Origin of the sequence: Kibdelosporangium phytohabitans (assembly GCF_001302585.1) — a bacterium.
In the GTDB taxonomy this organism is placed as follows: domain Bacteria; phylum Actinomycetota; class Actinomycetes; order Mycobacteriales; family Pseudonocardiaceae; genus Kibdelosporangium; species Kibdelosporangium phytohabitans.
Genome location: NZ_CP012752.1, coordinates 3,573,140 through 3,585,789 on the forward strand (window position 1 = coordinate 3,573,140; position 12,650 = coordinate 3,585,789).

The following is a 12,650-nucleotide window of genomic DNA, read 5'->3' on the forward strand; positions in this document are numbered from 1 at the left end:
ACGGCCTCGGCGAGACGTACCTGGCGTGCAGGACATCGAGATCGCTGCCGAGCTGTGCAAACAGCTGGTCGCGGTCCTTTCCGGACGTACGGCGAGGACTGTGCCGTCGCGTGCCTTTTGGGGCGGAACCCGGTCGCGGGTCCGCCCCAAAAGCGCGGGTCGCTTGGACGGTCAGAGACCGTCGAAGCGAACCCTGGTGCCGATCTCGGTGTCAGGACGGGTTGGTGCGCCAGCCCGAGCAGCCGACGTGGTCCTCGCACACGCGGAACTTCGCGATCCTGCCACCGACGGATGCCCACGGGCCGGGGTTGCCGTCGGCGCCGTTGCCGTCCCACACCGAGCCGTGAGCGCCGTTGGTCAGGTAGAAGTCCGCGTACACGCCGTTGCCGTCGGACTCGCCGTCGAACGCGCGTATCGCGGTGCTTGTCGCCTCGGCCCAGTCCTGTCCGTGGGACAACCTGACGGTGGCCTCTGCTGTCCCGGTGCTGAGCGTGAGCGCGCCTGCTGCGGCCAGCAGGACGACGCCACGGCGGAGTGCGGTCATGTCGGTTTCCTCTCGGTTCGCTGTCCGTGGTCGGACTGCTTCGACCGTGAGGCGTCCGGGCACCGCCGAGCGGTTTCCCGTATACGGCATGCCGCTGACCAGGGCATTCACTCCGGGACCGACCAGCGCTGCTTCGCCCGTGCGAGGTTGACGAGCAGGCGCAGCGCCGGTGAGGTGTACTCGCGGTGCCACACGAGGTCCAGGCTGACGGACGGTGGTTTCGCGAACCGCAGCGCGGTGGTGCCCGGCGGGCGGTTGTCGCCGACGGGCCGCGTCACGACGGCGAACGTCTCGGCGGTCAGCTCGTCGAATCGGCGCCAGCCCGGTGTGCGCGAGTCCTGGACGACGGTGCCGGGCGCGAGGGCTGACAGGACGGTCGCGCGCCACCCCGGCAGGTGGCGTGGTGACAGCAGGAGACGACTTCCTGTCAGGTCCGCGGGTGTCAGCTGATCTACAGTGGAGAGTGGGTGGTCGTCGGTCACCACCACGACCAGTTCGTCCAGCCACATCGCCACGCGCTCGAACTCCTGCCGGTGGGGAACGCTGCGCGACAGGACGGCGTCGAACCGCTGTGTGCCAAGGCCTTCGACCAGTTCGACCGACCACGCCTCGGTCGTCTCGACCCGCAGCGACGGGTGGTGGCGTCGCGCGGAGTCCATGAGCCGGGGGACTGCCTCGAAGGAGGCGCTGACCACGTGCCCCAGCCGCACGGTGCCGGACTCGCCGCGCGCTGCCGCTCGCGTGAGGTCGGCCAGCTGGTCGGCCTCGAGCAGGATGCGTCGCGCCGACTCGACGAAAACCCGGCCCGCGTCGGTCAGCGCGGTGGGGCGGCGGGTGAACAGCGCGACGCCGAGAGTGCGTTCCAGGGCGCCGATCTGCCGGCTCAACGCGGGTTGCGCGACGTGCAAGTGGTCCGCGGCGCGTTGGAAGCCGCCCTCGTCGGCCACTGTCACGACGTAGCGCATGAGCCGCAGATCCATCGACATGCCCGGCAGGATATGTCGCCAGAGCGACGCGGTATTGGTCATCAGGCGACCTCCCCGGAGAGACTTCCGTTCGAAATCGAACCGGGGAGAGGTCATGCGCAGACGCATTGTGCTGGGAGCGGCAGTGGCGCTGGGGGCGTCAGTGCTCACGCAGGGAACGGCGGAGGCGGCTGCGTTCCCGAAGCGGTTCCCGCTGCCGGACGGGTTCATGCCGGAGGGAATCGCGATCGGGGCCTGGCCGACGGCGTACTTCGGGTCCCGCGCCGACGGGTCGATCCACCAGGTCGACCTGGCCACGGGAAAGGGACGCAGGCTGGCCACCGGGCCGGGCACGCCGTCGCTGGGCATCAAGGTCGACTCGGCGCGGTGCCGGCTGTTCGTCGCCGGTGGCACAGGTGGTGACCTGCGGGTCCTCGACGCCTGGACCGGCCGGACCATCGCGAGCTACAAGCTGTTCGAGGGTGAGTCGTTCGTCAACGACCTGGTGATCACCGGCAACGCCGTCTGGATCACCGATTCCGACGAACCGGCCCTGTACCGGCTGCCGCTCGGGCGGGGCGGCGAGCTGCCCAGGCCCGAGCAGGTCGCCCGCGTGCCGCTGACCGGCGAGATGGAGGACATCCCGGACTTGGCCAACGCCAACGGCATCGTCACCACGCCGGACGGGCGTGGTCTCATCGTGGGCCAGACCGCCACCGGCAAACTCTTCCGCGTCGACCACCGCGGCGTCACCAAGGAAATCGACCTCGGCGGCGCGGTCATGACACAGAACGACGGCCTGCTGCGCGAGGGCCGCAACCTCTACGTCGTGCAGAACCGGGTCAACCTGTTCACCAAGCTCGAGCTGAGCAGGGACGCGTCCGCCGCGCGCGTGGTGACTCAGCTGACCGACCCGCGGTTCGACGTGCCCGCCACAGTCGCTGCCTGGGGAAACCGCTTCTACCTTGTCAACGGTCGATTCAGCACGCCGCCCACGCCGACGACCACCTACGACGCCATCGCTCTCGACAAGTTCTGACGGTCGCCGCACACGGGCGACCCGCACTGGGCCAACCTCAGACGGCCCTGGGCCGACCACGAGAAGATGGCCGTCGCCACGCTCACAGCCTCGCTATGAGCCCGTGCTGGCACTGGCATGCGTCCAGTGCCAGCCCTGCTGTCAGGGCTGGCACACCTCGTCGGCGACGCCGGGCGGCACGCCCATGCTCACCAGGATCTCCCTCAGCCTCCGGAGCTCCAGTTTCAATCCCTCGTCGGACAGCACGGCGTAAGAGCCGGGAATGGCTTGTGGCACCAGCTTGTGCGCTTTGGCGATACCGTTGCTCGAAGGATCGGCCGCCAGAACGTCGAACATGCGTTTGGCGTGTTTGAGCATGTCCTCCCCGCGCAGCATGTCTTTGTCCTTGGCGTACGCGGCAGCCTTGTTCAACGTTCGGATGGTCGATACCAATCCCTCGCCGTAGCCCGCCCCGGCGGCATATCCGGCGGCGGCGACAGCCTTCGCGAATTCTTCCGGGTCGGCGGACTTCGACCAGGCGGCGGCGTACCCCTTTCCGTGCAGCGCCCTGCTGTGCCCGGCGATCGCCTCCGCTGCGCCGGAATACTTCCGGAACGGCAACTTCACCTGGTAGTTCGCCTTGTCGGGTTCCGGGTCCTTCTCGGCGAACTCCTTGTACTTCTTGTACCGCTCGCGGACGCTGTCCCGCGCGGTCACCGGTTCGGTGGTCCACAACCAGTGGACTTCCGACGCCGGGCCGTCCGGGTCGCCCTTCACTCCGAAGAAGCTGGCGCTGGCGCCCATCGCCCAGTTGCTTTCGAAGGCCATCTGGGCGAGCGTGACCAGCGCGGGCACGCCGGTGGCGATCTGGTCGGCCAGTGCCAGTTCGTGGTACTGGACGTAGAAGTCGACAGGCTTGGGGTCCGCGGCGAAGCGCTGCTTGTCCGCGTCGGTGAGGACGACCCCGGTGCCGGGCGCAGGGGCTTGCGGCGGGGCCGACGTCGCCACCGGCTCGGCCGGCAACTCCTCGGCGGGAACCGGCTTTTCATCGGCGGGCGCCTGCGCGGGCACCTCCTGACGTTGAACCACCATCGGGCCGAGGGCGGCGCCTACCGCGCGATTGCCCGCCGTCCGCTGCAGTTGCAGGATCAGCCCGGCCTGGTTCACCGGCCGGTGACCGGCGCCGCCCCGCTCCGCCGGTTGACAGTGCTCGGCCGTATCGCTTTCGTGGTCCGGATTCGCTCGAAACCGCCGCATGGTGAGGAGTGTCGCCACCGCAGCCCGGTCTGGCAATGGCTCGAAACCACGTGCTCCGATGCCTCCCCGATAGTCTGCCCGTCCGGGCATTCGGTGCGGTCGCCCGGCCTGTGCGTGAGCCGATGCCCCACATAGTTGGTGATCCGTCACGCCGGTGCGTTGTGGGCGTTGACGCAGCCGGCTGATTCCAGGGCTTCGGGGTCGCGGCCCGGTCAAACCGGTGTCCGTTGCACCGACTTCCAAGGACGATCTTGATGAGAGAGTTCTAAGGACCCTTCTCCTACGGTGCGCTAGTCAGATCATCAGGACGAAGGAAGTGCGATGGACGCTGAGAAGAACATGGGCCGTCGAATCGCGCTGGGCGCGCTCGCCGCGGCAGGTGCCACGCTCGCCGGAGCGGCCACGACCAGCCGCACCGCCGAGGCCGGCCCGACGACCACCGATGGCCGGAAAGCCCGGGAAACCTTCAAGGTGGTGGACAAGCGAGGGCGGCAGCGTTTTCTGCTCAGTGCCACCAAGCCACCCATCATCATCGACGGAACGACGATCCCGGCCGATCGCCGATCCGGGCCGGAGAACGGGAGTTACCTCGTTTTCAACGACGAGAACGGTGACGAGAAAGGAGGTCTGCTGGTCTCGCCGACCGGTGGGCACATCGCCTTCGACTACCCGCACGCGGTCGACGGGATCCGGCTCACCCTGAAGGCGGAGAACGGCAAGGGGGGAGCGGGACTGGAGATCAAGGGAGTGCCCGATCCCAGTGGTGGCAGCCAGGCTCAAGCGGTCCCGCGGGTCGCGCTCGGCGCGCACACCGCCTTCGGCGCCCAGTTGATGATCGCCGACTCCCGTGGCCGGCCCCGTATCGTGCTCCAGGTCGATGAGCACGACCAGCCGACGATCAAGGTACTCGACGAACAGGGCGCCGTCGTCAAGCAACTGTTCTGACCGACGACACCGGTGAGGCCGCTGCGTGCCGTCGGCTGGGGGACGACCGTCTTGCTCGACCAAGGGTTCATGGCAGATCCATCACGTCGGCCGCCACGACGCACCAGGTGGCAAGAGTCGAGCCCCGCCAAGCGGCCATCTCGGGCGGGGACGTTGTCAACCGGTTGTGGACAACGGGTTTCAGTGGGGTCAGCCGTGTCTGGTGAGGCGGGTTCAGCGCGAGCCTTGACCGTGCGGCCGTCGTCGCCGCCTTCAACGAGACCTCCTACCCCGCCACAGAGACAACCCTTGTCCGCCACAGCGGCCGGGCGCTGACACAGCTTTCCGTGCGGATGTCTGAGCGATGGCACCAACCGCCGACAGGTGTCCCGGACCTCACGGTCCGGGACACCTGTGCGTTCACCGCCAATGACAAGGAGGCGGAGGAACTATGACCGGCTTGCGCCGGGTCGGGCCTGCGAAGGTGTTGTCGGCGTCGTCAACCCTCAGCATTCCACGTTCACTTGTCGTGCCCGGACGTTGGAAGGGAACGACTTGTTGTCCCAGGCCCACACATGGACGGCCGAGCCGTTCTCGAAGTAGATCGTGAAAGCGTTGCCGTGTGACTTGGCCCAGCCGAAATAGTCGTTGAGGCCGCTCACCCCGCATTTCTCGATGTTCCAGGTGTCGCCGGACACCTTGGAGACGCAGGCCCTCCCGTCGTCACACTTGGTCGACCAGTACTGGGGCTGGACGTCGCCTGCGGAAGCCACGCCGGGGCCGCTGACAAGCGCGGCCGTTCCCAGGGCGGCGGCCAGCGCCGCGCGACTCACGAACCTGGTGATCGAACGCGGTTGCGAAATGCTCAAAACCATTCTCCTATTTTCGAAACGCGAACGTCAGTGCGAATGTGGGCACCGCATCCGTCCGAGGGGGCACCGATGTGGCATCCACGCAACGTTTCTAAGCCGTTGCGGTTGTCAGGCGCCGGGAGGCAGGCTGCCGGACAACATGACGCTGACAACAGCGTCGCACTGCTCGGGGGGATGATCGACCGTGCCGCGTGTCGAACAAGCACTTGTCCGTGATGGTTCGCCGCTCGTGGAGTTCGCCGCTGAACTGCGACTTCTGCGCACGAAGGCCGGCACACCCTCGTATCGCGAGATGGGCCGCGCAGCCCACTACTCGGCGACCACGCTGTCGGCCGCGGCCGGCGGGCGGAAGCTGCCCAGCCGTGCGGTCACCCTGGCGTTCGTCCGGGCTTGTGGTGGTGACGAGGCCGAGTGGGAGCAGCGCTGGCACGCGGTCGCGGTGGAGCTCAACGGAAAATCCGCGACGACCCCGTCAGTCGAGAACGTCACCGGTGCGCCCTATGTGGGACTGCGCGCGTTCGGACCGGACGACGCCAATCTGTTTTTCGGACGCGAACGACTCGTCACCGAGATCATCGGCAAACTGGATCGTCAACGGCTGGTGCTGCTGTTCGGCGCGTCCGGCTCGGGTAAGTCGTCGGTGATGCGTGCGGGCGTGGTGCCCGCTCTCGCCGCGGCGGGAAATACGGTGCTGCTGTTCACTCCTGGAGCTCGTCCGATCGAGCGGTGCTCGGTGCGGCTCGGGTCGATGCTCGGCATGACCGCCGGGGCGGTGATGGACGAGTGCCGGCGGGACGACCGAGGCTTGCACCGGCTCGTCTCGCAGGCATTGGACGGCCATCACGACGACGCGATGATGGTCATCGTCGTCGACCAGTTCGAGGAAGTGTTCGCGCTTTGCGATGACGAGGACGAGCGCGCCGGATTCATCGCCGCGCTGACGACCGCGGCGGGCTCGCCGGACAGCCGGTGCCGGGTCGTGCTCGGTATGCGGTCGGATTTCTTCGCGCATTGCTCGGCGTATCCGGCGCTGCTGGATGCCATGCCGGATGGGCAGGTGGTCGCCGGGGCGATGAGCGCGGAGGAGTTGCGCCGGGCTGTGGTGAAGCCCGCGCGGCGGATGAACTGCACGGTGGAAAGCGCGCTGGTGGCGGACCTGATCGCACAGGCGTACGGACGGCCCGGTGTCCTGCCGCTGGTGTCGCACGTGTTGCTGCAGGTGTGGGCGCGCCGCAGCGGCAACCGGCTCACGGTCAGCGGTTTCCAGGCCGCAGGCGGGCTCGAGGGCGCGTTGAGCCGCACGGCGGAAGACGTGTTCACCGGCCTGGACACGGCCCAGCAGCAGCTGGCCAGGGCGTTGTTCGGCAGGCTGGTCGCACTCGGCGAGGGCACCGAGGACACCAAACGACGGCTGGACATCACCGAACTCGGCGACGACCCGGACCTCGCAGTCGTGCTGGAGGCGTTCACCGCCGCGCGGCTGCTCGCCAGGGACCAGGACGGAGTGGAGATCACGCACGAGGCGCTGATCCGAGCCTGGCCCCGCCTGCACGGCTGGCTCGACGACGACCGGGAGACCCTCCGCCGCCACCGCCAGCTCACCGACGCGACAGACGCGTGGGAGTCACTCCGCCGGGACGCCAGCGCGCTGTACCGGGGTGCCCGGCTCGACCTCGCGCGCGACATCCCCGAAACCCGCCTGACCCGCCGCGAACGCGCGTTCCTCGATGCCAGCCTGGCCGCGAACCGGCGCCGGGTCCGGCGGTCGCGGTATCTGACCGCGTTGCTCGTGGTTCTGCTGATGGTCAGCACCACGACGACCATCTACGCCGCACACGCGAGCCGTGAGGCCACCGAGCGGCGCAACACCGCCCTGTCCCAGAAGGTCAGCGGCGAGGCCATCGCGTTGCGCACCGCCAACCGGCCGCTGGCCGCTCAGCTGAGCCTCGCCGCGTACCGCCTGGCACCCACCGCACAGGCCCGGGACGGCATGCTCGGCGTATTCGCCCACCCGATCATCGGACACGACGACTACGTCAACGCGGCGGTGTTCACCCCGGACGGGCGCACACTCGTGACCGGGAGCAAAGACCAGACCGTACGACTGTGGGACGTCACCGATCCCGCCAGGCCAAAACCGCTCGCCACCGTGCGGACCGGGCACACCGGCACCATCCACTCGGTCGCCGTCAGCCCTGACGGCCGGACGTTCGCCACGGCCAGCGCCGACCGGACGGCCCAACTCTGGGACATCGCGGGTCCACGCAAGCTCGCGACGCTGCCGGGCCACACCGACGCGGTCTACTCCGTCGCGTTCAGCCCCGACGGCAAGACGCTGGGGTCGGGCAGCTGGGACCGCACCTCCCGGTTGTGGGACATCAGCAACCGTGAGGCCCCGACGGAACTGGCCGTCCTCGACGGGTACGCCCTCAATGTCAAGCAGGTCGCCTTCAGCCCAGACGGGCGGATTTTCGCGGGCGCGTCCGACGACCGCACGGTACACCTCTGGGACACCGCCGATCCCCGCGAACCCAGCCCGATCACAGTGCTGCACACCAAACACGGCGACATGGTCAGCTCCGTGGCGTTCAGCCCCGACGGCCGCCTGCTCGCCACCGGTAGCGACGACCGCACGGTTCGCCTGTGGGACCTGACAAGCCCAGGGCAACCGACCCACCGCGCCACGCTCGCCGGGCACGCCGAGGTGATCATGTCGGTGGCGTTCAGCCCGGACGGGCGCGTTCTCGCCAGCTCCGCCGACGATCGCGTTGTGCGGCTGTGGGACGTCACGGACCCTCGGCGTGCCGCCGAGCGGGCCGTCCTCACCGGACACGACGGCCCCGTCCAGTCGGTCCGGTTCAGTCCGGACGGCCGCTGGATCGCGAGCGCCAGCACCGACTACACCGCCCAGCTGTGGGACGTGGATCCCGGCCGGGTCGAGGCCGCCGCCTGCGCCGAGGCGTCACCGCGGATCACCGCTGCCCAATGGGAGAAGCACTTCTCGGGCGTGGACTTCCAGCCACCCTGCCCCTGACAGGACCTCGCCATGTCGAACGACGGGATGTGTCGGCGGTGTGATCACTGGTGTTCAGTGTGCGGTGAGTCCGCCGTCGACGACGAACTCGGCTCCGGTGACGAACGAGGATTCGTCGCCGGCAAGGAAAAGCATCATGGCAGCTACCTCGGCGGGGCTGCCCGCGCGGCGCATGGGGGTGCGCACGATGTCGGGTTGCCGGTCGCCCTGCTCGTCGAGCAGCTCCTGGATCATCGGGGTGGTGATGACGCCGGGGTGCACCGAGTTGACCCGGACTCCGCGGGTGGCGTATTCGACCGCGGCGGTCTTGGTCAGCAGCCGCACCGCTCCCTTGGTCGCCTGGTACGCGGCGGCGGCGCCGCTGCCGACCAGGCCGAGCACCGAGGAGGTGTTGATGACCGAGGCGTTGCCGGAGGCGCGCAGCAGGGGCATGGCGGTCTTCATGCCGAGCCAGGTGCCGGTCTGGTTGACCGCGACCACCCGGTCCCAGCCGTCCTTTGTGGTCTCCTCGATACCGGGCCATTCCACGACACCGGCGATGTTGACCAGGACGTCAAGGCGGCCGAAACGCCGCCGGGCGAGCTCGATCGCGTCGCTCCAGCTCTCCGGCGAGGAGACATCCAACCGGATGGCCAGCGCATCGGTGCCCCCGGCTTTCAGGCACGCGGCGAACTCGTCCGTGGTGTCCTGGGAGATGTCGGTGACGACCAGGTGCGCGTCTTCACGGGCGAACAGCTCCGCGGTGGCTCGTCCGATGCCGCCGGTCGCACCGGTGATCAACGCGACTTTGCCGCCGAGGCGTCCAGGCATGATGTTCTCTTCTCTCTCGTTGTGGTCGCTGACAGTCAGGCGGCGGTGTAGCCGCCGTCGGTGGCGACGACCGCGCCGGTGATGAAGCTGGAGCGGGACGATGCCAGGAAACCGATCACCTCGGCGATCTCCTCGGGTTGCGCGACACGGCCCAGGGGATGGGCGTCGCCGAAGGAGCGCAGGTACTCCCGGCTGTCGGCGCGGAAGTTGTCGAGCATGTCGGTCTCGATCACGCCGGGCGCGACGACGTTGGCGCGGATACCGTGCGGGCCGCCTTCCAACGCCAGCACCTTGGTCAGCTGCGCCAGCGCTCCCTTGGACGCGCTGTAGGCCGCGGCATCGGCCAGCCCGACGGTGCAGGCGAACGACCCGACGGTGACGATCGTTCCGCCGCCGTGGTCGCGCATCGCCCGGAATGCCTCCCGGGCATGCAGGAACGCGCCGCGGGCGTTGATCGACATCAGCTCGTCCCAGTCGGCCGCGGTGGTCTCGGTGATCGGCTTGTTCACCGATCGACCGGCGTTGCTGACCAGGATGTCCACGCCGCCGAACCGGTCGATCGCCGCCGCCACCGACCGCACCGCGGTGTCCTCCGTGGACACGTCACCGACCAGTGTGGACACGCCGTCGAACCGGGTGGCGAGATCGTCCACTTCGGGGCGGAGGTCGGTGGCCAGCACTCGCGCGCCGCGGGCGTGCAGCCAGCCGACCGTGGCCGCGCCGACCCCGCGGGCGGCACCGGTGACCAGCGCGACCTTTCCCGCCAGCTCCTGGCCCACGAACTCGCCGTCGGCGGTAACCGTCCTGCCGGCCACGTCGATATCGCTCGTCATACCGACCAGCGTCGGCGACGGCGAGAAGTGGTGGAAGGACGTGTGGTGGCTGGGTGTGCCGCACCCACCCAACCGGGCGGCCAGCGACCTACCCTGGTGCCATGGCCAGTGGTGAGCTGGGGGCGTTCCTGCGAGCGCGCCGCGCACAACGATCTCCGGAAGACGCGGGCGTGCTCTACGCCGGCCGGCGCAAGGTGACCGGACTGCGCCGCGAGGAAGTCGCCGTGCTCGCCGGGGTGAACGCCGACTACTACACCCGCCTGGAACAGGGCCGCGAGACCCACCCGTCACCGCAAGTGCTCGACGCCCTCTGCCGCGCACTGGATCTCGGCCCCGACGCCCGCGAGCACCTGTACCGGCTGGCCGGCACCACACCGGACAACACACCCACGCCGACGCCCCAGGCCGTGAGTCCCGAGCTGCGGCAACTCATGGACGGTTACCCGCACACGCCCGCCTTCGTGCTCAACCGCATCCTGGACGTACTGGCCACCAACACCCTCGCCGACGCGCTGTTCTCCCCGTTCCGCGTGGCGGACAACCTCGCCCGCATGACCTTCCTCGACCCTGCGGGACAACGGTTCTACGCACGCTGGGACTGGACCGCGCAGGCCACCGTGGCGAACCTTCGGGTAGCCGCGGGTTTCGACGCACACGACCCCGGTCTGCGGCGTCTCGTGGCCGAACTCAGCGAGGGCAGCGCGCACTTCCGCACCTTGTGGGAGACCCACCAGGTGCGCGGCAAGACCCGTGAGCCCAAACACCTCGTGCACCCCGACGTCGGTCCGCTCACCCTCACCTACCAGGCGTTCGACGTGCGCAGCGCCCCCGGCCAGCAACTGATCATCTACCACGCCGGACCCGCCACACCCAGCGCCCACGCCCTCGCCCTGCTCAGCAGCCTCCACGCCACCGAACACCACGCGCGCTGAACCGGCCGAGGGCACGGTGATCTTGTATCGAGCACGAAAGCCGGACACATCCGGTGGGCGAGCCGCCTGGGTGAGCGCCGTGTCCGCGCCGACTGGTCCGTGCCCGTGGGGTGTCCACCGGGGGACGGGAGTCGCCGGTGGTGGCCCGCCTCGGCCATGGTCAACGCCGGCCGGCAACTCGGAGCAGCCGCGGCACCGCCCTGCTCAGCACCATCCCGCGGCCAGGTCCAGTCTCAGGACTCCTTCCATTCGATGATCTGGAGGTAGTTCCCGTCAGGGTCGGCGAACGTGCCGAACTTGCCCGTCGCCCGGTCCTCGACGGAGATCCAGTCCGCGCCGGCCGCGTTCAGCTGCGCCGCCACGGCGTCGAAGTCGTCGACGTGGAAGTTGACGATCGCTCGACCGGGTTCGTCGTTCGTGGTCCCGACGTCGTCGCGCCCGTCGATGACCAGCAGGAAACCACCCAGGTCGATCGCGCCACCGCCGGTGAACTCCGGTGCCAGCGCCTTGATGTACCAGGCCCGCAGCTCGGCGGGCCGGGTCGTGCCGAGCAGCATGCTGCCGGGCCTCAGTGTCGTCATGTCGAGTTTCTCCTTGTTGTGTGGTTGTTTCAGGACTGGAGCTCAGTCGACGAGTGCGCCGCCGGACAGGTTCGCGATCGTCGCGGTCATGGCGCCGGCCCGATCCGAAGCCAGGAATGCGGCCGTCTCCGCAATTTCCGAGAGCGTGGGCAGCCGTTTCAGAAGCGTCCCCTGCGCCAGCCCGTGCTCGAGGAACTCCTGGATCGACTGCCCGGCGGCCTGCGCGACCGGCTTGAAGACGTCCTTGGTGTAGGAACCCGCCGCAGGCGCGTCGGCGATCGCGTGTGGACGGATAGTGACGACCCGGATGTTCGCGGGCGCCAGTTCCGCGGCCAGAATCCGCGCGAAGGCCTCCTTGCCGGCCGCGCTCACGCCGTGCCCCAGGATGCCGCCCACGGCGAGCCTGGCACCCGGCTCGGACAACGTCAGGATGACGCCAGGGCGGTCGCCGCCCATGTGCCGTGCCACGGCCTTGCTCGTGATGAACAGCGTCCGCAGGAAGCCGTCGACCGGTCGCATGAACTCCTCCAGCGAGAGATCCGCCAGCGGAGTGCCCTGGTCGTGCGTGACGCTCACGGCGTTCAAGGCGACGTCGATGCCGCCGGCCGTCGCCGCGATCGTGTCGGCGTGCTCGTTGACCGCCACGTGATCGAGAACGTCGAGCTGCGCGGTTTCGACCTTTCCACCCGCAGCTGTGATGTCGCGTGCCACGGCGTCGAGTTTCGACAGTGTCCGCCCGGCGATGAAGACCCGCGCGCCTTCCCTGGCGAAGACACGTGCGACAGCGCCGCCGATCGCGCCGCCGCCGCCATAGACGACGGTGTTCTTGCCGTCGAGCAGCAACTCACTCATGTGTTTCCTTTCGTCATACGGACCAAGT

12 protein-coding genes are annotated in these 12,650 nt (G+C 68.9%); 4 read left to right on the plus strand and 8 right to left on the minus strand.

Annotated features, from left to right (window positions below; translation table 11 throughout):
* Window positions 1–211: 211 nt before the first annotated feature.
* The gene (locus AOZ06_RS16545) at window positions 212–544 is read right to left on the minus strand and encodes a hypothetical protein (RefSeq protein WP_054290212.1); all 333 of its coding nucleotides are present in this window, start codon (window positions 542–544) and stop codon (window positions 212–214) included.
* 107 nt (window positions 545–651) lie between these two features.
* Window positions 652–1,572, minus strand: a complete 921-nt coding sequence (locus AOZ06_RS16550; RefSeq protein ID WP_169798934.1) for a LysR family transcriptional regulator — start codon at window positions 1,570–1,572, stop codon at window positions 652–654.
* A gap of 52 nt (window positions 1,573–1,624) precedes the next feature.
* On the opposite strand from AOZ06_RS16550, the gene AOZ06_RS16555 reads away from it, so the two are divergent.
* Window positions 1,625–2,548: an SMP-30/gluconolactonase/LRE family protein gene (locus tag AOZ06_RS16555; RefSeq protein WP_054290214.1), complete on the plus strand. Its 924-nt coding sequence runs from the start codon at window positions 1,625–1,627 to the stop codon at window positions 2,546–2,548.
* A gap of 141 nt (window positions 2,549–2,689) precedes the next feature.
* Here AOZ06_RS16555 and AOZ06_RS16560 read toward each other — a convergent pair whose 3' ends face one another.
* Window positions 2,690–3,874 carry a glucosaminidase domain-containing protein gene (locus AOZ06_RS16560; protein ID WP_083471739.1) on the minus strand — a complete coding sequence of 395 codons (1,185 nt, stop codon included), beginning with the start codon at window positions 3,872–3,874 and terminating at the stop codon, window positions 2,690–2,692.
* Between the two features lie 231 nt (window positions 3,875–4,105).
* Here AOZ06_RS16560 and AOZ06_RS16565 point away from each other — a divergent pair, with 231 nt between their 5' ends.
* The gene (locus tag AOZ06_RS16565; RefSeq protein ID WP_054290216.1) at window positions 4,106–4,729 is read left to right on the plus strand and encodes a hypothetical protein; all 624 of its coding nucleotides are present in this window, start codon (window positions 4,106–4,108) and stop codon (window positions 4,727–4,729) included.
* 485 nt (window positions 4,730–5,214) lie between these two features.
* Here AOZ06_RS16565 and AOZ06_RS16570 read toward each other — a convergent pair whose 3' ends face one another.
* The gene (locus AOZ06_RS16570) at window positions 5,215–5,541 is read right to left on the minus strand and encodes a hypothetical protein (protein WP_157233062.1); all 327 of its coding nucleotides are present in this window, start codon (window positions 5,539–5,541) and stop codon (window positions 5,215–5,217) included.
* A 223-nt stretch (window positions 5,542–5,764) separates the two neighbouring features.
* Between AOZ06_RS16570 and AOZ06_RS16575 the strand changes: the two genes are divergently transcribed.
* Window positions 5,765–8,614 (plus strand): nSTAND1 domain-containing NTPase, encoded by a 2,850-nt coding sequence (locus tag AOZ06_RS16575; protein ID WP_083471740.1) that lies wholly within the window; start codon window positions 5,765–5,767, stop codon window positions 8,612–8,614.
* Between the two features lie 54 nt (window positions 8,615–8,668).
* Here the strand turns inward: AOZ06_RS16575 and AOZ06_RS16580 are convergent, their stop codons facing one another.
* Both AOZ06_RS16580 and AOZ06_RS16585 read right to left on the minus strand, forming a co-directional pair.
* Complete coding sequence (locus AOZ06_RS16580) at window positions 8,669–9,424, minus strand: SDR family NAD(P)-dependent oxidoreductase (RefSeq protein WP_054290219.1); 756 nt, start codon at window positions 9,422–9,424, stop codon at window positions 8,669–8,671.
* A gap of 35 nt (window positions 9,425–9,459) precedes the next feature.
* On the minus strand, window positions 9,460–10,257 hold the full coding sequence (locus AOZ06_RS16585; RefSeq protein ID WP_083471741.1) for an SDR family NAD(P)-dependent oxidoreductase: 798 nt from the start codon (window positions 10,255–10,257) through the stop codon (window positions 9,460–9,462).
* Window positions 10,258–10,358: 101 nt separating this feature from the next.
* Here AOZ06_RS16585 and AOZ06_RS16590 point away from each other — a divergent pair, with 101 nt between their 5' ends.
* On the plus strand, window positions 10,359–11,189 hold the full coding sequence (locus AOZ06_RS16590; protein WP_054290220.1) for a helix-turn-helix transcriptional regulator: 831 nt from the start codon (window positions 10,359–10,361) through the stop codon (window positions 11,187–11,189).
* Between the two features lie 233 nt (window positions 11,190–11,422).
* Here the strand turns inward: AOZ06_RS16590 and AOZ06_RS16595 are convergent, their stop codons facing one another.
* Window positions 11,423–11,770 carry a VOC family protein gene (locus tag AOZ06_RS16595; protein WP_054290221.1) on the minus strand — a complete coding sequence of 116 codons (348 nt, stop codon included), beginning with the start codon at window positions 11,768–11,770 and terminating at the stop codon, window positions 11,423–11,425.
* 42 nt (window positions 11,771–11,812) lie between these two features.
* Window positions 11,813–12,613 carry an SDR family NAD(P)-dependent oxidoreductase gene (locus AOZ06_RS16600; RefSeq protein WP_054296690.1) on the minus strand — a complete coding sequence of 267 codons (801 nt, stop codon included), beginning with the start codon at window positions 12,611–12,613 and terminating at the stop codon, window positions 11,813–11,815.
* Window positions 12,614–12,650 lie beyond the last annotated feature (37 nt).

Bases quoted from the DNA above. Each gene is read 5' to 3' on its own strand.
- AOZ06_RS16545 (WP_054290212.1), bottom strand. From the start codon at position 544: ATGACCGCACTCCGCCGTGGCGTCGTCCTGCTGGCCGCAGCAGGCGCG.
- AOZ06_RS16550 (WP_169798934.1), bottom strand. From the start codon at position 1,572: ATGACCAATACCGCGTCGCTCTGGCGACATATCCTGCCGGGCATGTCG.
- AOZ06_RS16555 (WP_054290214.1), top strand. From the start codon at position 1,625: ATGCGCAGACGCATTGTGCTGGGAGCGGCAGTGGCGCTGGGGGCGTCA.
- AOZ06_RS16560 (WP_083471739.1), bottom strand. From the start codon at position 3,874: ATGCCCGGACGGGCAGACTATCGGGGAGGCATCGGAGCACGTGGTTTC.
- AOZ06_RS16565 (WP_054290216.1), top strand. From the start codon at position 4,106: ATGGACGCTGAGAAGAACATGGGCCGTCGAATCGCGCTGGGCGCGCTC.
- AOZ06_RS16580 (WP_054290219.1), bottom strand. From the start codon at position 9,424: ATGCCTGGACGCCTCGGCGGCAAAGTCGCGTTGATCACCGGTGCGACC.
- AOZ06_RS16585 (WP_083471741.1), bottom strand. From the start codon at position 10,257: ATGACGAGCGATATCGACGTGGCCGGCAGGACGGTTACCGCCGACGGC.
- AOZ06_RS16590 (WP_054290220.1), top strand. From the start codon at position 10,359: ATGGCCAGTGGTGAGCTGGGGGCGTTCCTGCGAGCGCGCCGCGCACAA.
- AOZ06_RS16595 (WP_054290221.1), bottom strand. From the start codon at position 11,770: ATGACGACACTGAGGCCCGGCAGCATGCTGCTCGGCACGACCCGGCCC.